General features: G+C 38.4%; 16 protein-coding genes and 1 tRNA gene. 4 read left to right on the plus strand and 13 right to left on the minus strand.

Annotation, left to right across the window (positions count from 1 at the left end):
* Nucleotides 1–27 precede the first annotated feature (27 nt).
* Both ITG12_RS05545 and ITG12_RS05550 read right to left on the minus strand, forming a co-directional pair.
* Nucleotides 28–888 (minus strand): AraC family transcriptional regulator, encoded by an 861-nt coding sequence (locus tag ITG12_RS05545; RefSeq protein WP_248873815.1) that lies wholly within the window; start codon nt 886–888, stop codon nt 28–30.
* A gap of 600 nt (nt 889–1,488) precedes the next feature.
* Nucleotides 1,489–1,896, minus strand: coding sequence for a YscW family type III secretion system pilotin (locus ITG12_RS05550; RefSeq protein WP_061034975.1), 408 nt, complete (start codon nt 1,894–1,896; stop codon nt 1,489–1,491).
* Between the two features lie 359 nt (nt 1,897–2,255).
* Between ITG12_RS05550 and ITG12_RS05555 the strand changes: the two genes are divergently transcribed.
* Entirely contained in the window at nt 2,256–2,702 is a 447-nt protein-coding gene (locus ITG12_RS05555; RefSeq protein WP_005537110.1) for a CesT family type III secretion system chaperone, read from the plus strand.
* 7 nt (nt 2,703–2,709) lie between these two features.
* Nucleotides 2,710–3,009 carry a T3SS regulon translocated regulator ExsE2 gene (gene exsE2 / locus ITG12_RS05560; protein ID WP_248873816.1) on the plus strand — a complete coding sequence of 100 codons (300 nt, stop codon included), beginning with the start codon at nt 2,710–2,712 and terminating at the stop codon, nt 3,007–3,009.
* 234 nt (nt 3,010–3,243) lie between these two features.
* On the opposite strand, the gene ITG12_RS05565 is transcribed toward exsE2, so the two are convergent.
* The 3 genes from ITG12_RS05565 to ITG12_RS05575 form a co-directional block, all read right to left on the minus strand.
* Nucleotides 3,244–4,497, minus strand: coding sequence for an RHS repeat-associated core domain-containing protein (locus ITG12_RS05565; RefSeq protein ID WP_248873817.1), 1,254 nt, complete (start codon nt 4,495–4,497; stop codon nt 3,244–3,246).
* Between the two features lies 1 nt (nt 4,498).
* Nucleotides 4,499–8,296: an RHS repeat domain-containing protein gene (locus tag ITG12_RS05570; protein ID WP_248873818.1), complete on the minus strand. Its 3,798-nt coding sequence runs from the start codon at nt 8,294–8,296 to the stop codon at nt 4,499–4,501.
* Nucleotides 8,297–8,366: 70 nt separating this feature from the next.
* Nucleotides 8,367–9,560, minus strand: coding sequence for a hypothetical protein (locus tag ITG12_RS05575; RefSeq protein ID WP_038876007.1), 1,194 nt, complete (start codon nt 9,558–9,560; stop codon nt 8,367–8,369).
* 486 nt (nt 9,561–10,046) lie between these two features.
* Between ITG12_RS05575 and ITG12_RS05580 the strand changes: the two genes are divergently transcribed.
* The gene (locus ITG12_RS05580) at nt 10,047–10,331 is read left to right on the plus strand and encodes a ribbon-helix-helix domain-containing protein (protein WP_038876005.1); all 285 of its coding nucleotides are present in this window, start codon (nt 10,047–10,049) and stop codon (nt 10,329–10,331) included.
* Nucleotides 10,332–10,420: 89 nt separating this feature from the next.
* On the opposite strand, the gene ITG12_RS05585 is transcribed toward ITG12_RS05580, so the two are convergent.
* From ITG12_RS05585 to ITG12_RS05600, 4 genes are all read right to left on the minus strand, one after another.
* Nucleotides 10,421–11,341: a helix-turn-helix domain-containing protein gene (locus ITG12_RS05585; RefSeq protein ID WP_248873819.1), complete on the minus strand. Its 921-nt coding sequence runs from the start codon at nt 11,339–11,341 to the stop codon at nt 10,421–10,423.
* Between the two features lie 63 nt (nt 11,342–11,404).
* Nucleotides 11,405–11,542: a hypothetical protein gene (locus tag ITG12_RS05590; protein ID WP_160167704.1), complete on the minus strand. Its 138-nt coding sequence runs from the start codon at nt 11,540–11,542 to the stop codon at nt 11,405–11,407.
* A gap of 186 nt (nt 11,543–11,728) precedes the next feature.
* A complete protein-coding gene (locus tag ITG12_RS05595; protein WP_248873820.1) occupies nt 11,729–15,907 on the minus strand; it encodes a tandem-95 repeat protein in 4,179 nt (1,392 codons plus the stop codon).
* Between the two features lie 21 nt (nt 15,908–15,928).
* Complete coding sequence (locus ITG12_RS05600; protein WP_219822483.1) at nt 15,929–16,939, minus strand: OmpA family protein; 1,011 nt, start codon at nt 16,937–16,939, stop codon at nt 15,929–15,931.
* Nucleotides 16,940–18,030: 1,091 nt separating this feature from the next.
* Here ITG12_RS05600 and ITG12_RS05605 point away from each other — a divergent pair.
* Nucleotides 18,031–18,387, plus strand: a complete 357-nt coding sequence (locus ITG12_RS05605) for a hypothetical protein (protein WP_038875989.1) — start codon at nt 18,031–18,033, stop codon at nt 18,385–18,387.
* 60 nt (nt 18,388–18,447) lie between these two features.
* On the opposite strand, the gene ITG12_RS05610 is transcribed toward ITG12_RS05605, so the two are convergent.
* The 4 genes from ITG12_RS05610 to ITG12_RS05625 all read right to left on the minus strand — a co-directional run bounded on the left by ITG12_RS05610 (nt 18,448) and on the right by ITG12_RS05625 (nt 22,907).
* Nucleotides 18,448–19,014, minus strand: coding sequence for a transglutaminase-like cysteine peptidase (locus ITG12_RS05610; protein WP_248873821.1), 567 nt, complete (start codon nt 19,012–19,014; stop codon nt 18,448–18,450).
* Nucleotides 19,015–19,364: 350 nt separating this feature from the next.
* Nucleotides 19,365–19,452: transfer RNA gene (locus ITG12_RS05615), tRNA-Ser, on the minus strand.
* 144 nt (nt 19,453–19,596) lie between these two features.
* Nucleotides 19,597–20,046, minus strand: coding sequence for an L-alanine exporter AlaE (locus ITG12_RS05620; RefSeq protein ID WP_038866830.1), 450 nt, complete (start codon nt 20,044–20,046; stop codon nt 19,597–19,599).
* Between the two features lie 440 nt (nt 20,047–20,486).
* Complete coding sequence (locus tag ITG12_RS05625) at nt 20,487–22,907, minus strand: hybrid sensor histidine kinase/response regulator (RefSeq protein ID WP_248873822.1); 2,421 nt, start codon at nt 22,905–22,907, stop codon at nt 20,487–20,489.
* Nucleotides 22,908–22,909 lie beyond the last annotated feature (2 nt).

Here is a 22,909-nt window from a genome sequence, read left to right on the forward strand (position 1 = left end):
GTCAGAAAATTTTAGTCGTCAGACATTTCACTTAGCAATAGCGACTTGTTCATCCCCAGAACGTACACGACTTGGTGTCGTTCCAAAACGGCGTCGGTAGCTTTGCGTAAAGTAAGATTGGCTAGAAAAGCCCGCTTCCATTGCGACGTCGACAATGCTCATTTTGCTGGTAAGCAATAACTTATGGGCATGCAGCAAACGGCGCTCACTGATCCACGCTCTAGGAGAAACGCCATAGTGCTCATTAAAGAGCTCTTTAAACGTCGTCAGGCTCGCGCCAAACTCTTGAGCATAGTCCGTCAGCTTCCACTCCTTCAGGTAATGGAGTTCCATAAAGCGACGCAGTCTGTCTGAGGTTTTGTTGGTCAGCTGTGATAATAACGCATACAGGTTCTCACCTTGCTCACCGTGGAGCAATAAGATGAGCATTTCCTCGTATTTTAAGCGCATGATGGTGTCAGGATAAGACTGCTCTTCTAGCGTCTTCATCCCTGATAAGGTCTGCTCTATCAACAAATTGAAAGTAAACGGGAACAATCCAGACTGAACGTTCTCAACTTTTGGTAGCGACATCAGTAAATCACTGTGCTTTTGCAAAAATTGACTGACAAGTTCATTGTCGAATTCGATCACTGACGCCGTATATTGGCCATCTACTGGTGTGTATTCTAGTAAGTAATCCCCTTGAGAGAGATACACCCCACAACCAGCGACCACATCTAACGTGCAGTCCCCCGTCTGAACTCTCAATTGTCCATTGTGAACGACAACAATGTGAGACTGGCGAGAATGAAATACTTCATCGTATTTTTCATAGTAGCAAGTACTATGGATTTTTCGCGATAGCGAGTTGACCCTTTCTGTGTTTAGTTGGCCTAACACATCCATTTTCTACCCTTCATAATTCTAATTTCTCTAATCCCACTAGAGAAATGCCATAGCCTGACTCACACCCAATACGAAAACGTACACGCGGATGTGTAATCAAAACGATGTCAATTAAAGAAGCAAAGAAAAGAGCATAGGTGCGATAGCACGACCATACTCCCCGAATAAATTATAAATAGCTCAAAAAATGCCTGTAGCAGCAAAAAATAATCTTGGAAAAACGTCTCGATATTGTTATGTGATATTCTCGAGAATTAATAAGCTTTTGCTAAAGTTCAACTTATAACTAGTGATACTCAAACAACCAAAGCTCTTATTATATTAGAATAAATGAAAGTACTAATATTTAAGCCTACTTTCATTAATATTGGTATTTCCACAAAAAACGAAGTGTTTATTTTTAAACCATTCTATCTAGCCAACTTCTCAGAAGCGGGGGATATAAACATAAAAATTGCAGTAAGTGCAACTGATATTCATATAAAGAAGAACTGAACCGATGACTTAAACCCAATAATAATTAGGGTTTAAGCGCTGGATTATTCGCTTCATTCAACTTAATTTTTTATTAAAATAGAAAAAATGAAAACGATTACTTTTCTAGTTATTATTGTAAGCTTCTAGTTTTAAGTCCTTATGTACTCTGCCTTGCGTAAAAATATAGCCTTCTTCTTTACTGGCTATGATTTTTCCTTGAGAACGTAACACGGCACGGATTTTCATCTCGCCTTTTCCCGCTTGAATCGGCGCAATAACAAAAGAGTATTGCACAGGTAGTTGAACCCCTTGATACGTCTGCTTTGCGACAGTAATACACCGTTCTGCAGTCACTTGGCATACATCAATATCAACCGATGTACTCACGGGAGCAATATACTTATCAAAAGCGACCCATCCATACAGCACGGCTTGGGAAGAACTCGCAAAACCGCCTTCTAAGGAACTGGTGTGAGTGCAAGCGCTCAAAAGCAGAATGCTTAACAACCCAATAAGCGTTCTAGATTTCACTGCGTACTCTATCTACTTATCTTTTTATTAAAAATGACAGTCGCAATTCTGGTACAGAAATATATAAAAGATCAACCTATATTTCATATATAAATTAAAAATTAAATTCTCAAAAATAAGAACACCTTTAATGGAACTGGATTTACTTTGTTTTAAAATTTGACATTAGTTCCAAGCACATAATCAAACATTATATAAGCGAAATTTATATGCACTAAGGATATAAGCAACACCATCAATAACTTGTTTATTAACCTTATAGAAAAAACGTTTATATAAAAAAATCCAACCAATATTGATAAACATTCAAATGCACTTCCCATAATTTCACCCTTAAAATTCTAAATAGGATAACTTCTATGTCTGCGCGCCAAATCGTAGATGAGGTTTTACTTAAATTTGCTCATCAAATAGGGTTACCTAAATTACAGTTGATTGAAGACGAATTGGGTTTAGCTTTTGATGACAACTTAAGAGTGCATGTGATTTTTCACCCAACAACAGGGATGCTTCAATTAGAAGCTGAGATCGTCGATCTACAAATTGTTAACTCTGACCTTTACCGTTCTTTTATCGCATTCAACTACCATTGGTCTGAGCATCAACTGTTTTTTAGTTTAGATAACCACCGACACAAGCTTTGTTTAAATAGACTGCTTCACGCAGAGTCACTCGACTACGAGCTGTTTGAAGATGCACTGGCTGAGCTGCTCACACAGAGCGAATCTTGGGAAGACTTGTTATCCGCCCACATCGCCATGGAAGCTTTGCCCTCTCAGCTTCAGAGCTCGGATTTAAGAGTTTAGGTAATCTATGTCCAATGACATCCAACCAACACAAAAGCACTTATCTATCGATTGGATCGAGAGCAATAGCCAGACTGAGTCTGTACAGAAGGGAAACTTTTTAGGCAGAACCGTGGTGCAGATAAATCCAAACGAGCGAGAGCAAAACCGCACTCACTCAAAACTGGAGCTAGGCGAGACACTTTCTATGCTTGCCAATACTAAGCTCTCCAACGCGATTTTAAGCTTTGAAAAAGACTCGAATGCAGCACAGAGCCTATTGAGTAGAAAGGTCCAAGTGATCGCGACCAATAGGACAATGAGTTAGGGGCCGCTCTCACTTTGTAAGAAACGCAAAGCCCCGAGATTTCGGGGCATTGCTACTTTCTTAAAGCAAAGATGTAAAGCAGTGATTAGCAAACATACACAACCAAATATAGAGAAACTATACGAAGTTATAACAATATCAGCCTCTTAGGAGAAATATATGCTAACAACCACCCACTCACGCAGGTGGTTTACGGTAAGAGTAAAAGTTCAATAAACTCTTGATATAACGAAACTAAGGGGTGAATCTTCTTGGCTTAGCACCATGCCTATCCCAAAAGCAACCTCGAGGGTCCCACTTACCAAAAGATGCTCCTACAGAAAACGCTGGAGACTCTATAGTGTCCAGGTTATGAGTCCACGTAGGCTGCTTAGAATAAGCAATAACAGGTCGACCTATCTCTGTCGCTAAATCTTGAGCTGCTCCTAGTTTTCCATAACAGCTTAACAAATGAACGGGAGATGTTGGTAAACCTTTATACAAATCAATCCCTTCGTTATTCTTCATGTGTTGTGCGAGTTGAGACCCCGTCAAAGCAGTAAGATTACTATAATCTGTCTCCCACTTATTAGTGACTGGGTCTTTATAGGCTCTTTCTCCCACATATACTTTACCATCTGGGTCACCGTGCAATAAAATCGCTTCTTCGCCTGTATCACGAAAGTTATCAGTATATCCTCTAGGCCAAGGGCCGTAGGCCCCCTGTCCCTCTATACTCATGGGGTGCTTGGTATTACTTCTCATTGGTAAACGACGTTGGGTTGGTCTACGAAATCTTGTAGTGCCCTGTCCTACACCATAACTTCCCAGCCCTACGATAGCACCAACACCAGCACTAATACCAGCTTGCTTAGTAGGCATACCCGTCGCAACATTCAGGCCAAACTCTGTAGCACTTGAAGTTATCGAATCTGCGATTGCTAAGCCCACTTTAACACCAGTCGTAGCTCCTTTTGCAGCTGTACCAAACCCACCACTAATAAGACCTAATGCCGCCCCAATACCTACTTGCTTCCAGTCAAAACTTTGACCAGAAGTTGCAGACCTGATACCTTCAGCAGCAGCCGATATTGTAGCACCGACAACCGCACCTACAATAGCACCAGTTATTATACTCAGTAATGCAAAATGGCCACTGGGATCTGTCCTGTTTACTGGGTCACCAAGACAATAAGCGTAGGAATTTATACCACCTCTTCCGAATGGGCTAACGCTATCTGCTGAATGAAAACGCATAATCCTTGGATTGTACATTCTATAACCATTTCCTAGATGATAGCATCCGGTTACGGGGTCTCTCCGCTCACCGGTATAACCTATAGAGTTTGCTAGTAAGGGGTTTGAAGTTTGAGCTCGAACTTGCCTAGGTGCTAGCACGCCACCTCCCAGCGCTAAAGCACTGACAGCTGCAGATTTTTTCATGAATGAACGCCTTTCTTGGCTCAAAGGTATCATCGGCAGTACTTTATTAAATATATTCTTCTTCATTTTATCTTCCCTCTTCACCATAAGCTGTATAAAGGTGGCTTTTAGTTGTCAAAGAGCCATCTTCATGTTTTGTAACTTCGGTAGTAACACTACCTTGGGTGTCGAGTAGCAGTAAGTCTTCCTGTTTAATTTGATTATCTACGGTACAACGACGAAGCGTTAAACCCGCATTCTCCAAAATTGTATGAGTACCCTCTGATATTTCATGCCGCAGCTCTCCCTGCTGATACAAAAGGTATGTATGAATATCTTCAATTGTTTGAGAAACTAGTTGACCAAACTCATCATGCCCATAATTCGATAGCGTACTACTATTATTTGTAATAGAAGATATTTGATCGAGGGCGTTATATTCATAATTTAAACCCTGCTCATCATTAAGTAAATTACCTGATGCGTCGTAATTAAATTCAATTGAGGCAGGATAACTTTGATGGGTGTTAACAATGTTAACTAAACGACTTGGGGTTTTCTCATCATATATTAGATCCATCTGATTATAGGTTTTGTCAACAAATGTAGAAGTAGTCTGGGTTATGTTACCATAAGTATCATATTTAAAAATTTGTTCTGATATCGCATTCCCGTACTCATCTTTTGGAGCACTATTACCAGAGCAACGGTAATTAACCAATCTCAACATATCATCATACATATAATATTCAGTAATATTGATACCTTCTGAGTCAGTAAATACACGATTTGAAATAAGCTGATCACTATTAAAAGTATTCGAAATAGTTTTTGAATAATCTCTTGTCACAAAAGAACGACTTAATTCCATGCCTAAAAAATCAAATACAACCTCAACTGTCGCAGAAGTTTCTTTTCCATTCTTTACAGTATAAAAGTAAGGTCTACTAAACTGGTCATAGGTTATTTCCGTACAGTAATTATTTCCTAAAATCTCTTGACTGATAGTTTTAACCCTACCAAGATCATCATACTTATAAACTGTCTTATTATTAAAAAAATCCCATTTTTCTTCGAGTTTCCCCAGGAGTGAATAGGAATATTTTGCTTCACGAGGGATATTATCATTTAACGTGACAACTTCTTTTGTCACTCGCCCAAATGAATCGTAGGTGAATGTATGTTCACCATGTATATTTTGTGAAGATTTAAGAGTTCCTATCGCCTTATCATATTGATATAGTCTAGCTAACTTCTCATCGCTCTCAACTTCAAGGCTTGTTTGAGCGCCCAAATAAAGGTCATATTTAGGATATAATACTTGACCAGTAGGTGTTATTTCCGTATTTGGAAAAGGGTTCCCGTTCGTATATGTCCAATGACGTAGTCCTTTAGCCGAGTCTTCTGTTGTAACCCTTCCAAATCCGTCGAATGCTCTAGACCCTAGAATACTCTTATCTAGTGCTATAGTAGCTGGTGTATCCATTTCAACAAAAGTAGGGTAAGTTAGACTTTCTGCTACAAGGACACCATCAATTGTTTTTTTTGTCGTGACTAAACGGTCTAGATCATCATATTCAAATTGTGTCTCTCGATTATTTGTGTCGATTATAGAAATGATATTTTGATAGCCATCATAATTATAAGATGACTTCAAGACCGATTTACCATTTATATCTTGAGTTTCACGGAACACTGGGTTTCCAGACATATTGTAACTTACCTTTTCCTTAACTAAGCCCACGATTTCCGTAAAGCTTGTCAGGGTAGGGATATCTTGCGCGATGTTTTCTATTCTTCCATCTGGATGTTCAACTCTGTTAATCTGACGATTTGAATCATAATTGTATTTAGTTGTAAGAAGTATAATCTTGTCTGAAAGATAGTCTATATCATCTTCTTCTATTGCCTGACCAAAAGCATCGTAGCGTATAGAGTTAACTCTTTTTCCATTCAAATAACTATTAACATGTTTTCCGGCATTATTAAAATTTATAACCATAACATTACCAATAGATTCTATTATTGTAACCGAATTTTGGTTTTCTCCTCTTATATAACTATAAGATCTGGTTGCCTCATAGTCTGTATTTGGAGCAAAAACCTCACTAATCTTTATTCCCAATGGATCATATTGGTAGACAATTTCTGCGCCTACACTATCTATCGATTTTATCAAATTCCCATAAAGTAAATCTATCGTGTTACTTGATGTTGAGTTTAGCCCATCGAAGCTGGATACGTTTAGGTTGATTTCTAAAGAGTTATCATAAAACTCATAATCAAAGTTGTATGATGTTTCCTTACCCTCAATAGTTTTGATTACTGTCTTAACACGTCCATACGTATAAATATTTTCATTATTGTCAAAGTAATGATTTCTAGTTGTAATTTTACTGTAATTTGAACTGCTACTATCTAAAAGGACAAAGTATCTACTGTTATCGTCTAGCCTAGGGAGACTGGTATAGGTAAAATTTCTTCTCCTAATATTAAATTGACTTGATCCTGGAATAAAAGATTCTTCTTTTAGCTGGGCTACAAAGCCATGGGGGTTTTCTGGACAGTCTGAATCACCTTCTTTAGGGTAATATTTACGTTCGATAATTGAACCATCAGTATTTATTTGCTTTAGTAGGTTACCAAAGTCATCGTAATCATATTCTGTTTTAAAAGATTTATAGCCATTGTCATCATTATAAAACTTTAATATCTCACTCTTAGTTAGAGTATATATCCCAGGCTGTGATTCGATACCTTTTGATAGATCTGCAAAATAGGAATAAACAACTTCCTTAAACAATTTCTCATTACAAGTATGTAATTCTAAATCCATTAAATGATATTTATTGAAGGTTCTTTCTATTTGAATCGTATCATTAATCACTTCCTTAGTTGTATACTTATAATCACTTTTTGCTTTAAAAAGAGTATCTTCTCCGCTTTGCCAACTTTGCTCACTGCCGAACCCTAAGTAGTTCATGTCAGTGTAATAATACAAAGTTTTTTTAATATTTTGATTTTCACCAGGATATAAAATATGTTTTGTAACGAAAGGAACCTTTGATATAGGGGCTCCATCTGGTAACGAATGACCGTTATCTAAATAAGTAATTTCTTCTTGAAGTCCTGTACCATGAATCACCTTTTCAATAACTTCATAGTTACAACTTTCTATCCATCGGTATTGAAACTCAGTATAGGGCTCTTCTTCGAAGTAAATATAGCCAAGACCTTTCCAATCTCCCCGACCTATCTTTAATATCGAGCAAGTTTTAAGAACAGAACCTAAACTATTGTGAGTAACTGTTGTTTTATATTCGTTGGTCCACCAATCAATCTCAATTGATTGACCACTATCGTCTGAAATTTTCCATAAAGTAAGACCAAAGCTATTAGGTTGATAAGAATTCGCATACTCAAAGTTAACAACAAGACCATTAGAAGAGACTCTTTTATATAATATTCCTTCTTCATAGCTTATATATTCACTCGTTCCATCCTTGAAATGAAGGACTATAGATGACGGCTCATTATCAATTTTTTCAAGGTATAGTATCTTGATGTCTTTTAGTTTTCTATATGGTGCAATGAATTCGCCTAGAGTATCGTCCCACTTTATCTCAAACACTTGACCTGAAGATAAGGTCAATCTTTTGCTTTTCAGGTTAAAAGAACTTAAGGAATACCCCCAACCACGACCAAATCCTAAGTCAAAGTTTGATGATGAGTTATAACTAATAGAAAAATCATAGGGAGCTCCAGATGTTTTAGATGACAACAACTTAGTGATATCAATGTGAGCATTAAATATACCTGTTCTAGGATCTACATTTGTACTCGTACTATCGATGAAGTTTGTCGCATTACTAGTAACGTTAGACATATTATTTCCTTAACACGCATTTATTATACTAATCATGAAATAAAGCACTCGTATTTGAGTGCTTACGTTTTTATTTTATCAAGCCAATTTTTAATGAATCAAAATCTTTATTCGCGTTCTCATAAATAAAGGTAGCTTGATTCCCCCAGTAATCATATAAGTCCACATATCCAGTATTCTTAGTAAACCGTGACATAGAGTTATAGTGATACAGCGAGCTACCAGTGGTTGGATGGCCACATCGATAATTACTTGGCTTATCGACACAAAGGTAACCTTTAGCCATAAATCCATCATTCCAATAATATACTCCAACGACATTAATCAAACGTTTAGCTGGCGTTGATAACGTAGTACTTTGATGTGATATAGGTGAACTCCAATAGTTGGACGTATCCAAATGCTTTATAACTTGGCTAGTTTTATCGGTTGGATAATGCAAATATGTAAGTGAATCCCAAGTTGATTCATTAGTGTTAACCAACAAAGATGGATCGGACTGCCATGCAGACACGTAGCCATCACTAGATGTATATGTCGGCGTATCCTTGTACACTAAATTTTTTGACCTTTCAGAATACTCATCAACATAAAAGAACTTCATTCTATGCTTCGTAATGGCGTAATTTTTATGATAAGGTTCCTCACTATGTATATCAAAATCGCTTTCTGTATATCTAGTCGGTGCTATTGTAGCTAGTTCTACATGATCTTTATTTTGTGCACTACCAGTACACGTATCACCAATTTCAAACATATCAAACGGATCATCATCATTTACGGCATAAATAACAGGGCATAGCTGGTATGTATTATTTTCTTTATTCGAGGTAATCCAGTAATCTACGGTTTGATGTTCTGATTCTTTATTCAATTCTAATGATAAAAGTTTCTCATCATCATTGAAATAAACTATTGAGACACTCTTATCGTTCTTTGGAATTTTATTTTTTTTCTTGTTGGTGATAAGATGAGAATATCTATTTTCTGTTAATGAAAATTTAACTTCTGACGAAATGTTATCTGAAGTTTGATACTCTCTTAAACCAAAAGCAGCGTGATATCCGTTATTCAGAATACTTCCATCTGGAATATCAAAGGAGACTAAAGCCCCCGCTTGCATTCTATCATTGGCAAAAATTTTACCATCACCATGACTCCATTCTATTTGAAGGTTTTCTATTTCCGCTATCGGTGGTCCTTCACTTGCTACACAAATTAACGGCAGCGTAGCTACAAAAAACAGTGGGATATTTTTAATCATAATATACTTATTCCTATTGACAGCATGTGTCATTTCATAAAATTAATTTAAAAACAACAATTAAAGTAGTGTTTTACATTTATAACAATCACATTTTAAACGTATTTATTCTTTAAAAATATTTATGCCTCCTCCCTTACTTATAGATTAATAAAGCTGATGTACGAAAGTAGATTACGGCTAGTTTAATCTATGTTGGTAGTACATATTTATTTTTACTCAGTAATAAATAGTGGTAGTAAATATATATTAAATTGTTTAATTTTACTTATTACTGACAATCATTTTAATGACAAAAATATATATATATACTAATGATTTTTGAGAACGAAACTCTCATTATCGAATCATAACCAGCAACTAAATGCTCTTAACTATTAATTTAATTAACAATAATTTTCGTTTGTGCTATTTATAAGTTACACAACTATAAGGTAAGTTTTAATTAGTTAAGTTAAAGCTAAAATTATAAACAGAGGGCTGATTATGGTTGGAAAGTCCTTCTTTGACGAACCGCAGTACATATATACTACAAGGTCACGTTCGGTGAGAATCTTGGGGCAAACTACCAGTATAAGACTTGAGAACAAATATTGGGAAATTCTTGATGAGATTTCAGAAAAAGAGAGATTGAGCCGAGGAGAACTCATATCTTTTATTTATGCTAAAGCTCTAGATGAAGGAATGGAATTTATTAACTTTACATCTTTACTAAGGATAATCTGCGTAATCTATATAGAAAATAAAGATAGAATAGAAGTTAAGACATAGAAACTCGCTTCAATGACTAAAATAATAATATAATTAATTGATATGGTACTCACTATAAATATTAGTGAGTACTTTTTTGCTTTCTGTTTTTAAATAAGTTTGTATATTTCTTGCTTAGATAAAAATTTCGCAGAGTCAACTCGATATAAACCATTTCTATATCTACTTTTACCCACTTTAATCAACCCATTGCCATCAAGCTCATCATAAGCAACTAACTCTGCTTCAAGATGTGCCATGTAACCGACTGACCACTTATCAAAAACATAAAAATAGACGTCATGTATATTCCCTCTCAATGATATGAATTCAGGCACCAACTTATTTAAAATCCAATATACCGATTCAAACAGGGAAAACCGGCTAACAATACATATTGCGAACTTGTCAATTTCATTATATTTCTTTGAAGCTGAATACGGTATACTTTTGTAAGGACTACAAAAATGGTTCTTTATTTCTTTTTGATCAAAGATAAACGAAATAGAATGACCTACCATATGATTACTCGTCGAATCAATTATTTTTTTTGCAAATAATTTTCCACTTTTTTGATATTCTATAACATCTATATCAGAAATTTTAGTGTCATCAAAGTTTACGTTGCTTAAAAAATTTCTAAGCTCAGCACTAACACTTCTTGTTTTACAAGAAAAATCAACGATTTTATAACTCTTTTGTAATCCTTCTTGTAAACGTTCCATATATGATGCACTCGTTAACATCGACTCTGAAGAGTGGAATCTCTCTTTCGCTATTTCCCTTAGCAGATCGTTACTCTCATCATATTCCAAACTGGTTAAGTATGGTGTTAAATCATTAGTAAGCACTCTAAGTACTTTTATCGATTTAGAAATGCTTGGTTTAGTTATACCTCGTTCCCATCGACTGATTGTGACTGAATCCAAATGCTGTAGTTCTTGATCAGATAGATTTAAACGTGCCACCAAGCCGCTTTGTGTAAGCCCTTCTGCTATTCTAAGTTTTTTTAAATAATATCCAAAATCCATATTAATCCCTTGACCACTTACTTGAAATTAATGACAGTACCTTATTTAACCTATCTATTATGCTTATAGCTCAAATTCTTTTCTAAGCTTTCTATCTTCCAATATCTCTTCCACTCGTTTTCTTACCTTATATTTACTCAATTCCTCTTTATTCACTCTCTTTGATTTTTTATTTTTACGATGAAATTCCAGTTCTTTCATTTTATATCCTTGTTTATCACCCACCAAATTAAATATTATTATCAATAAGAATTGATTTAACTTAATACATAAAATAAAAGCATATGAAATAATCATGAAAGAGTAATGTAAAGAAAGTGTCATAAAGATAATTATTAAAAATAAAAAAGGAAGCTAAATAGCTTCCTTTTTTTAAGAGTGAGTTTTCTAAGGCGCAATAGATGTTTCGACTATCGCTATATATGGTTGGGCTAATGCAGGGGGATCATCAGATAATGTACCCCATGTTTCAACACTCCAATCATTTTTTATAACCATAAATGAGTCTAAGCTAGAATAAAGGCTTCGAATACCATTACCTTCATCGTTTACAGAGTTAGGTACCTGCCCGCCTTTATTTCGGTCACCCCAGGTAACCACATCTCCATTTTGGTCTATCGCAGCAAAAGCCTCATTTGTTGCTCTGATTACTGCGTCTGGTAGGAGGCTCACACCAGAAACCTGTCCATCGGTAAAATCGCTTCCCCAAGCATAAACTGAGCCATCTCCAGCAATAGCAGAGAAACCAGAGTTACTATTAGTGGGAATAACAGTCTCGATATTTGTCAATGTCAGAGGAAAGGTGTCTTCAGTAGAAAATTGCCACGAAGAAACGGTTTTGTCCCATCTTAACAGAGCAAATTTATTGGTGTTTGAATATACACTTCTAACATTGGTAGTATCAACTGTAGCTGGAATTACACCTGCTCGACTGCTTGAGCCCCACGCCAAAACAGAGTTGTCGCCCAGAAGAGTTAGAAACGAGTTGCTCGTTGACATTATGTCTTTCACTCCTGCAGAAAAATCCAACGTTAGGAAGGTTGTCATGCCATCCCCTTGCCCCCAATAGCTTAGGGTTCCATCGTATTTTATTCCTACAAATCCTACGCCATTGGCATAGACTTCTTTAACACCCGTATTGTAATCAACCCCACTCGTTCTGTTTGGTAAGGCTCTTCCCCATGTCTCTACGGTGTCATCTTCTTTCAAGGCGGCAAAGCCTCTAGAAACCGACGCTATGTCCAACACGGTACCTGTAAGGTCAGCACCACTACTATCGCCACCATCATCGGCAGAACCCCATGTAACAACTTGACCATCATCTTTTATCGCCACGAAAGCAAAGTCTGCTGCATATATTTTAACTACACCCTCACTAAGCTCAGTGCTAACGCTACTGCTATCGCCACCAGTAAACCCTCTTCCCCACGTAACTACAGAGCCATCACTTTTCAGCGCAGCATAGTCCGTTTGGTTTGAGTATATCGTCTCGACTTCACTAGATAAGTCCACACCAGAACTGTCAGCCCCCAAACCGGTTCCCCAAGTAACTACAGAGCCATCATTTTTTAGCGCTGCAAAAGAGCGACTTGCTGAGTAGATTTCTGTTGTGACGCTAACTCTGTAAACACTGTACTCAGAAGTCGTTTGACCATAAATGTCTCGTCCGGTGACCTCTAAGCGAATGCTCAAATCTGGGTTTGTAGCTTGATATGCATATGTTGATGTTGTCGCAACAACCAATCCATCAATGCTCCACTCATATTCATACTGTGAGGCATTACAGGTTGTACAAATCACATTTGAACTGAGCACGCCGCCAATTGTAGGTATGCCTGAAACAGTTAGAGATGTAATCTCGGGCAGAGGTGGTGGTAAGATATCAACAGACACTAAGCCTTGTGCAAAATGAGCTGGTTCATGACTGTCTTTAATATTGTATACAAAGACATCCTTACCATAGTCTCCTACCTTGGGCGTGTAGATCAGCTTCTTGTTGGCATCATCAATAACTACGTCACCTAGAGATGCACCAACAGCACTTACGAGTATTAGTGGTTCAGCAGTTGTGTCAGATGTACTGATCTGTGAACTTAAGTCAATCTCGACGGTTACACCGGCGTCAGTAGTCACACTGACGTCATTGGCATTGAGGTCATGGCCTGCGTCTGGTGAAGATATAATTACAATATCACCAGTATCAGTCAATTCCCCATCAGATACTGTATATATTAACGTATCTACACCAATATATCCGTTTGGAGTATACGTGATTGATTGTCCGTTCAATGTTACTACTGCGGGTGAGGTTGCTGACGTTACATTGGTAATCAACAATTCAGACGTTGGTGTTTCGCTGTCTGATATATAAGCAGATAGATCAACCGTTTTTGCTAAATCAGGTGTAGTTTCTATTTGTACAATATTCGCTACCGGTGGGTTAGGGTTACTTTGAACAACTGTGACCGTTACTGTTGCCATTGCCAATCCACCTTGGCCATCGCTGATCACGTATACGAACTTATCTTCACCCACAAAGCCATTTGGCTCATAGATTATCTCTAGCGGATTGTCCGGATTTACATTCACCTCACCAATGGATGCAATAAGGTCAACTATTTCTAACGGGTCTCCATCGGCATCTGACACGCTTCCAGACACTGAAATTGTTTTCGAAAGTTCAGTGTCTGACATTGTTATAGAAATAGCACCTGCTGTCGGAATTGTGTTATCTGGTGTTGAGTCATTCACAGCTACATTTATTGAGCCAATCGCTGTGCCTCCATTGCCATCAACGACCGTATAGGTGAATTGATCTAGCCCTCGGAAACTACCGGGAGAATAACTTATCCCTGTATCACCAACTTTAACTGCTCTGCCATCGGTGCTGTAGATGTTTTCAATGGTTAATAGATCACCATCCGCATCAGAAATAAGATTTAAATCTATTAGATCAAACGTCCAAGTCGGTAGAACATTTGCATCCAATACATAACTATAATCTTGCGCTTCTGGCGGTGAATTTGGTGATAATGGATTTGAGTCTTCCGAGTTTACAACCACATAAGCTGAAGCAAACCCTCCCTTTCCATCTTCAACAATGTAAGACGCTTGATCCACGCCAACAAAACCATTTGGGGTAAACGTAACTGTGTCACCATTCAATGAAAATCTACCTGAAGCAGAAATCAAGCTACTAATAACTAATGCATCACCATCAGTATCGGACACTTGGTCAGCCAGATTTACGCTTACACTTGTATCGTTAGTTGTTGTTAACGCAATATTCTTGGCTACTGGTGGTGTATTGTCCGGAGATGGAGGTCCATTAATCACGACAATAATGGTTGACATGCTTTCTAAATCACCACCATTGACTCTGTAATTTAGGGTAGCAACACCTGGAGTTTGTGCTTGATAGTTGAACGATGGTGAGTTGACATCCGATACCACACCCAAACCCGTTTCATCTTCAACACTCGTCAGTTCCCATCCATCAATATTATTGAAAGTTACAGATTGACTGACGTTTACAATCACAGAGGCACCTTGTTCCACACTGAGTGTCTGAGGATAAGCTGTGAGTGTTGGTTCTTCTGGTTGAACTGCAGAATCAACTACCGTCACTGTAATGGTTGCAAGCGCATTCGCGCCGCGTCCATCTGTTACTTTGTAAGTAAATTGATCGACACCACGAAAATCTCCAGGCGTATATACTACGTTGTTATTACTGGATAATATTGCTCGGTTGTTGGTGCTGTATAGATTATCAACAGCCAAAGTATCACCATCGGCATCGCTCACCAAATCTGATAAATCGATGTTAATGTTCGCCTGATCTGCAACATCCATTGTTACCGCTTGATCTTCCGCTTCCGGTGGGGTGTTGGCGCTGGTTGAGTCACCTGCATTTACAATGATATACGCTAAAGCGTAGCCTCCTTTCCCATCATCAACACTATAGACTGCTTGATCAATTCCAACATAATCACCTGGCGTAAAGGTTACTTGGTAACCATCTTCAGCCAATACGAAACGTCCCGTTCCAGAGATAAGACTCGTTATTTGTAACGTATCGCCATCTTCATCTGAAATAAAGTTGCGTAAGTCCACGCTAACATTAGAGCCGTCGTTTGTTTCTAACGTGATATTTTGGGCAACTGGTGGGTTATTCCCAACCGTACTTCCATCATTAACAGCCAACACAACTTGTGAGCTTGAGGTTAAATTTCTGTCGCTAACCGTATAATTTAAGTGTCCTACTCCGGCGTTTTCGACAGAATAGTCAAACGATCGCTCGTCTTGGGATAAAACTTCTCCCAACTCGCTCTTGTCATCTAGCGATGTTAACTTCCAGTTAGGTACGTTTTCAGCCAACACTGAATTCGAAATGTTTACGCTCTGAACTTGACCTTTTTTCAAGACAAAAGCCTGAGGAAATGCAACCAAACGAGTCACTTTTTGTTCAGGTTCTAAAAACTGGTCTTTTTTATCGTCTCCGTCACAGCCAACCACCATCGTTGCTAAAACGGTTACCATTAATGGTAAAAACTTCCTATTAGGCATACTTTCTCCAACTTTAAATTCTTACCTTTCAGTTTCTGTAGAAACAACAACATCAGGGATAGTAATCTCAATACGACGGTTCATCGCACGTCCGTCCGAGGTGTCATTATTAGCAACTGGACTTTCTTCACCTCTACCAAGAGTAGAAATTCTCGTTTCAATTATTCCTTCAGAGACTAAGTAATCTTTAACTGCATTAGCGCGGTCTTCGGACAGTTGTTGGTTATAATGCTCAGAGCCAACATTATCGGTATGCCCTTCGATCACAATACTAACTTCAGGGTGTTGCTCCAAAAATTCCAAAACATCAGAAAATGCTGCAGTGTTATTTAACCGGCTTGAATCAAACGCAAAAAGGTGGTTCTGTTTTTGTTCAGAGTACACAAAAGTTTTTGTTTCTTTTATCTCGATCTCTTCTATTGGCATTACAACAACAGCCTCGGTTTGCTCTTTTATAAAGCCAAAGCGCCAATCAAAGCCTACTGTCAACAGATGGTGGTTAGTGTAACCAACGTTCTCATCACCGAGGCTATCCGTGTACTGGTAATCTAACCGAGCCACTAATGAAGAGCTAAAGGCATATTCGATGCCCGCACCTATAACTGGCGCAAACCCTTGCTCATCCGCCTCTCTAAGTCCGCGGCTTTCACCAAACCATGCCGCCCCACCGACTCGTGCATATGGATAAAAAGCGCTATCCAATGGATAACCAACTTTGGCACTCAACACAAGTTGTTGGAACTCCCCATCGATCTCGCCTTGCGGGTACTTAGCATACGCACTTCCTAAGTACTGATAGCTAAGTTCAGAAGAAAGGTATTTGTTTATAGCAAACCCCAAGTGTGCATCCCCGGCAAAGCGAGTGGTCGCACTGTCATAGGCATCTTTATTCTTTACATCCCCATAATCACCGATCCCAACACCTCCACCAACATACCAATATTGCTGGGAATCACTTTCGGATGCTTGCAATGGAAAGCTTGTGGAAACAAAAGTTAAGACACACAAAATATGTCTATTGGTCATTCTCATATTTATCTACCATACATCATTCACTTAAATGGATTTATCGTATGTACACCGATATGCTTATAAAAAATATAGCAAAGTATTCTCAACATGCTGTTAGAGAAGCGTTTTTATTTCAAATTAGCTTCTTACCTCACAAAAAAACATAAGAAAAAACTAAATTAGCAATAACTAAGAAAGAAAGGTGAAATTAAACTTATATAACAGTGAGTTAGAGAGTTTTCTTTATGTAGCAATTGTTACTTAATATCTAGAAACGTAAAACTTGGTTAGTTTTAAGATTAGAAAGTAAGCAAAATATCAATAAAAATAAAAAAAACAAGGTTCAATTAGGTCGAGTCTTAACTTTAAGACTGATAATGAGGTGCATTATCGTTTGATAGTGCTGCACACTCTTAGAATAGATGTTTCTGTAAAGGCAGGGGACATTTTCACCAAAACGGAAGGATTGTTATCACACATTGTAGTCAAAGAACCGACTTCAGCACTGTCCCCCTTAAGCACCCAATCATTTACCGTCGAATAGATTTCATCTTCTGAAATCGAGCGCTTAAAAGCAGAGGCTAAGATGTTGTAAGCATTAATTATTTTCCCTTCAGACACTCGTAACTGATACCTTAGTAAATCGTTATATAAGTACACTGAAGTAATCCAACCAGAAAGGCTAATGATTACCATTGTCAATGAAAAGAAATTTCCTTTAGTACTTTCGAAAAACATAATATTGAGCTACCTCTTTGTTTTAATTATATTTATTTTCTATTACCGACTTTAATTAACAATAATTTTACTCAAACCTCAATTAGAGTAAATAATCAAATTTGAAAAATAACATTCACCTACCATTAAGACACCTATCTCACAATTAAGAAACCAATGTATCTCATATATGAATAACGCATCCTTATGCTTTAAAAACATGAAGTTATAAAATCACAACTAGATTTTGTAAAAAGCAAAAATAGACTCTGATAATATTTTCAAACTAACCTGACATAAAAATAACCAAACGCTATTGATATCAAAATCAAAAAGGTGAGAATATGTAAAACTTTGTGAACAGTACGCACAAAAGATGAACAAGAAGACTTTATATGAAGACGAAATTTAGTAACGCTTTATCTGTGTGGTTAATGCTTTCTCTTAGCTTATCTGGGTGGGTAACGTCTGTTTACCTATTCAAAGAAACTAGAAAACATCAGAATTTTGTTCTGGAAGGAAAATTAATGAACGCTTTTAATATATTAGAGCATTCACTAAAGAATATAAGTTCTGAAAAAGAGGTTTATCAGAAAATCAAAGAGTGGCACCAGCATGAAAAAAGTGCTCAATTAGGCTCACTTAAAACCGTTTGCACCCACAAACCCGAAATGATTGCATTACTATCGCCTATGTTTTGTAAGACTACAGCAATTCGTGTATGCGATATTTTCCTTGAAGAGCAATTTTGAGTCTGCCGTTAAGTGACTCAAACGGAAGCTTATAATCCAATTTAATAGTGATATAACCCACTATCTAAAAACTTCCGTTTCTAACTCTTTAAATCTGGCTTGATGCCTGAAATCCATTTTATCTAACAGTTCTGACCATTTATGCAAAGTGATTTCAGTAATTCTAAACACATGTTCATTAACCCATAAGTAATCATGGTTAAATGATGCTAATCGTGTCCCCTTATAATACCTATCTGCCAAATAAATCTGCTCATATCTGCTGTCAAGAACATATATCAGGTCACCCTCGAAATATTCCAATACCATATGTACGGAGTCACCTTTTAGCACGTAAACTAATCTCAGTTTTTCTTTAGGGACACGCTTGTTTAACAACGAAAAGTATTTAGCAATAGCGATATCTTCGCAATCCCCTTGTTGTTTTGTTAATGTCTCAACCGGAGTCGCCCAATAATCACTGATTCCCCAGAGAACTGCATCTTCAACATACTGAATTCTCTGGTATGTTGACTGAGTATACATGAGCGTTTCAATGCCTTGCGCAAAGCAAAGAACGCTGTTTGTAGAGTATATAGAGAAAACCAAAATAAACCTGACAATCATCATAACCTTCAACTTTAACACTCAAGGTTCACGTAGTTTTAATTGTAGAAGATAAACTCGTAAGCAATCTTAAACTTTAACTCTATGACGCTTTACCAGTTTTATAGTTGTTTATTAGTTTTTGAGAACGCTTATGTTGTTTAAACCCAATGGTACGAAACCAAGCTATGAGAAAGACCACATTAATTAACAATTAATGCCTCTCCTCTAAACCTTGTTACTATACGATCAATTGAGGCAAGAACTTTAATCAACCGTGTTTTATCGCGCCATTGATTCAGGCAGTGGATTTTATTGAGAGATATGGACCTTGTTGATAGGTAAAATTTGATACAAAAAAAGACGTCCTAGGACGTCTTTCTTCAAGAATGTGGCGGTGAGTGAGAGATTCGAACTCTCGATACGTTGCCGTATACACACTTTCCAGGCGTGCTCCTTCAGCCACTCGGACAACTCACCGAATCAAATTTTGGTTGGTATCGTTAACCAACGAGGCGCTAATTTAATGATTATGTGCCTGATGGTCAAGGCTAAACACGAAAAAAAGCGCCCTTTTGCGTTTGTTTGCTCACTATCTAGCTAAATTGCATAAAACAGGGGCAATTATGCTTCTTGATAGTAGCCAGGTACTCGGAACCAACGGCGGCATTGGTCAAGGAAGTAACCGTAAAGTACACCCATACCACAAGACACAACTGCGTTACTCGCTACTGCTGTGATAATTTGGTCAGTAGAAGCGCCTACCGCAAACAAAATGCCCGCATAAACTGGAGATTGGAATAGCACGTAGGCCATCAAGTCAGATACGTTCTTCATGAAAGATGAAGGTGAAAGCTTGTTGCCTTGGCGCAATACCCAGTCACGGAACATGCCATAAGGCCATGCAATCGCGATGTTGACCGGAATAGACAACGTACGCGATGCCAAAGACTGCTCGAACGTCATACCCGAGATCAAAATCTCAATGATCATCCCTGTGATAAAACAAAAAACCACCATAGCAAAAGTATCCGCTGCGGCGTTACGAATACAAAATGGTCCACGAGACTTCATTTACAACCTCTAAAATCAAACACTATTAAAAACGACATCTATAAAATGATTTACTGCATTTAAAACCACATAGCAGTTAATGACGCTATTAGAGCATAATATTTTTAGTTTATGATTCCGTTTTAAAATCTCAGTTGTAAATTAATAACCAACTTTAAGCCCAAAAGTAGCAGCTTTCACCAAAACCAATAAAAGGCACCGCTAAAGGACCTAAAATGAAGTTAAAAAACGTAATTTACTTACCAACGAACGACTTAGCTCGCGCTAAAACACAAAAAACCAGACGAATATCTGGTAAGCGAATTTCAAAAAGATCGGCTTATGCTACTTGGAGAAGGATTTTCAGAGTAAATGCGAAGTTTGTGAGATTTTATGAATGGACAAGGACAGAAGAAGCAACTCGAACCTCTGTTCAAGCGGCTTCCTCTTTATGAGTGAGGTTATTGATCTGCCAATAAAATGGTGAGCTGATCGATGTCTTCTTGTTCAGGAGATAATGCGTTGATCAAGTGACTTTCAATACGTTCGATCACGCCTCTTAACTCCTGCGTGACGCTCGGTTGAACACTGTCAAAAATATGAGCGAGCGTTGTCATCGCTTGTTCTAAGTTACCATCATCTAACGCCATGTAAAAATTCAAAAGCAATGCCTCTACATTACGCGGCTTCGCTGGCTCGTCTCCCTGCTTATTTTGATATTGGTAGAGAATTGAAGAATGGCGATACAAGGCATCATCCAACTCAGACTCAACAATAGGTTTAGCAATAATGTGGTTGGCACCAACATCGAGCATCCGCTCTTGTGTCTCTTTAAATACATCGGCTGTACAACCGAAGATCAACACAGATTTTGCAGGCGAGTCCATGGAACGAATCACAGCGATTGCCCCTACCCCATCGAGTACTGGCATATGGTTATCCATTAAGACCAAATCGAACTCCTGCTTGGCGACCTGCTCGACCGCTTGCTGTCCATTCTCCACACACACACACGTAAAGCCTTTGGCTCGTAAAAAGGTCTCCATAATGATGGTATTGGTTCGATTGTCTTCGACGATCAGAGCGTGTAAGCCTTGGCAATCAAGCTTATGTGTGTTGGTCGATTCCGAAACACCCGCTTCACATGGATTGAGCTCCAGTTCCACCACAAACTTGGTGCCAATACATTCTTGGCTTTGAACGCTAATGCCACCTTTCATGTGTTCAGAGATCTGCTTAACAATCGCTAGCCCTAAACCCGTTCCACCAAATCGACGCATCGTTGAAGATTCGGCTTGCTCAAACGGTCGGAAAATTCGTTTTTGCGCATCGGGATGAATGCCAATTCCAGAGTCTTTGACGGTAATAATAAGCTTAGCGTGATCGCTCTGTATCTGTTCTTCCAACTCAACTTCAACAAAACCGCGATCCGTAAATTTCACGGCATTATTAAGAAGGTTAAACAGTACTTGGCGAAGGCGTGCTTTATCGTTGTTGTACCATCGCCCTTGTGGAACATTTGAGACCACTCGGAACTGTAAGCCCTTTTCAGCACAAAGTGTGTGGTAAACACTGTTAATACTGCCGAGAATGGACTCGATAGGAAATGGGGTGTTATCAAGCTCGATATGACCTTGCTCTATTTTGGAGTAATCGAGGATCTCGTTAAGCAACGTCATCATATGATCGCCAGAATCATACAAGGTATTGAGGTGTTTTCTTTGCTCATCTGTAAGTGGCGTCTTTAACAAGATTTGCGCGGTGCCTAGCACACCATTCATCGGTGTTCTGATCTCATGAGAGAGTGTTGCGAGAAAAGCAGTTTTCGCATTGGTAGACGCCTGAGCCTTCACCCTCTCTTGCTCTAAATAAACGGTTTTTTCGTTAAACTTAGTCACCAAGTGGCCGATTTCATCCTCACTATCATAAGCAATATCGATGATGCCTCCGGTCTTAGAATCATCGACTTTTTGAGCGATTCGCACTATCGGTTCAACGATGTATCGATTTAGCAAGTAATATCCGACCAGCACACAGAGCAATAAGAATGGAATAATACCTCGCTCTACACTCATGACTTGTTCAAACACTTGGTCGGCAACTTTTACCTTTGCGTTAACAACGTCCATCTGCCAATTGAACGCTCCGAAGTCTAATTGGCTGATGTAAATGTCTTTGCTGAGTTGGAAATTGTGCTCAATCACGACTTGCGAATCAGCGTCACGGATAACCACCCCTAAAGAATATTGATTTGTATGCTCTCGAATAAATTGGAATAAAGCTTCTAAAGAGAGATCCACTGTTGCCACGCCAGCAAATAGCCCATCTTCATAATAGGGTGCAGACGCCGTAATCATTTGAACCTGAGTGAAAGTATCGATGTACACGCCAGACCAAGTGACGGTTCCTGAAGGCGCATTGGCCACAGATTGATACCAAGGTTCGTTGTCGTAACCGCCAGATTCAGGATTGTTGTATGAGTGGATCTGATCCAACCCGCCCGTTTCATTCTTATTGAAGAATAAGCTTGTGTATTGCCAACGAGCACCGTTTAGGGTTGGCTTCGGCCATAGGCCACCACTGACAATGATGTCGTCACTCACACGAAGGAGTTGAGGAATCGTCTTTTGTAAGGAGATGCTCTGTTCCGGCGTTTGCCCTAGTCCTACCAGACTATTAAGCAGACCAACTGAGCTGGTCAGCGGCTCTTCTATTTGAGACGCCAACAACTGCGTACGCAAATCGAGATTACGTTCGAGTTTGCTTCGAACTGGTGGCTCAACAACGAGATACACAACAGAGCCAATCGTAGCAATGAAGAAGCACAAATAAAGTGTTAGGGCGAGAATGCTTTTTTTTCTGAGTGACGAGCGAATTTCCATAG

It is taken from the genome of Vibrio sp. ED002 (genome assembly GCF_023277445.1).
Taxonomy (GTDB): domain Bacteria; phylum Pseudomonadota; class Gammaproteobacteria; order Enterobacterales; family Vibrionaceae; genus Vibrio; species Vibrio jasicida.

Coding starts and splice junctions, on each gene's coding strand:
- ITG12_RS05555 (WP_005537110.1), top strand. CDS start 2,256: ATGTCTGCGCGCCAAATCGTAGATGAGGTTTTACTTAAATTTGCTCAT.
- ITG12_RS05620 (WP_038866830.1), bottom strand. CDS start 20,046: ATGAAGTCTCGTGGACCATTTTGTATTCGTAACGCCGCAGCGGATACT.
- ITG12_RS05605 (WP_038875989.1), top strand. CDS start 18,031: ATGAAGACGAAATTTAGTAACGCTTTATCTGTGTGGTTAATGCTTTCT.
- ITG12_RS05580 (WP_038876005.1), top strand. CDS start 10,047: ATGGTTGGAAAGTCCTTCTTTGACGAACCGCAGTACATATATACTACA.
- ITG12_RS05590 (WP_160167704.1), bottom strand. CDS start 11,542: ATGAAAGAACTGGAATTTCATCGTAAAAATAAAAAATCAAAGAGAGTG.
- ITG12_RS05570 (WP_248873818.1), bottom strand. CDS start 8,296: ATGTCTAACGTTACTAGTAATGCGACAAACTTCATCGATAGTACGAGT.
- exsE2 (WP_248873816.1), top strand. CDS start 2,710: ATGTCCAATGACATCCAACCAACACAAAAGCACTTATCTATCGATTGG.
- ITG12_RS05575 (WP_038876007.1), bottom strand. CDS start 9,560: ATGATTAAAAATATCCCACTGTTTTTTGTAGCTACGCTGCCGTTAATT.
- ITG12_RS05600 (WP_219822483.1), bottom strand. CDS start 16,939: ATGAGAATGACCAATAGACATATTTTGTGTGTCTTAACTTTTGTTTCC.
- ITG12_RS05585 (WP_248873819.1), bottom strand. CDS start 11,341: ATGGATTTTGGATATTATTTAAAAAAACTTAGAATAGCAGAAGGGCTT.
- ITG12_RS05595 (WP_248873820.1), bottom strand. CDS start 15,907: ATGCCTAATAGGAAGTTTTTACCATTAATGGTAACCGTTTTAGCAACG.
- ITG12_RS05565 (WP_248873817.1), bottom strand. CDS start 4,497: ATGAAGAAGAATATATTTAATAAAGTACTGCCGATGATACCTTTGAGC.
- ITG12_RS05625 (WP_248873822.1), bottom strand. CDS start 22,907: ATGGAAATTCGCTCGTCACTCAGAAAAAAAAGCATTCTCGCCCTAACA.
- ITG12_RS05545 (WP_248873815.1), bottom strand. CDS start 888: ATGGATGTGTTAGGCCAACTAAACACAGAAAGGGTCAACTCGCTATCG.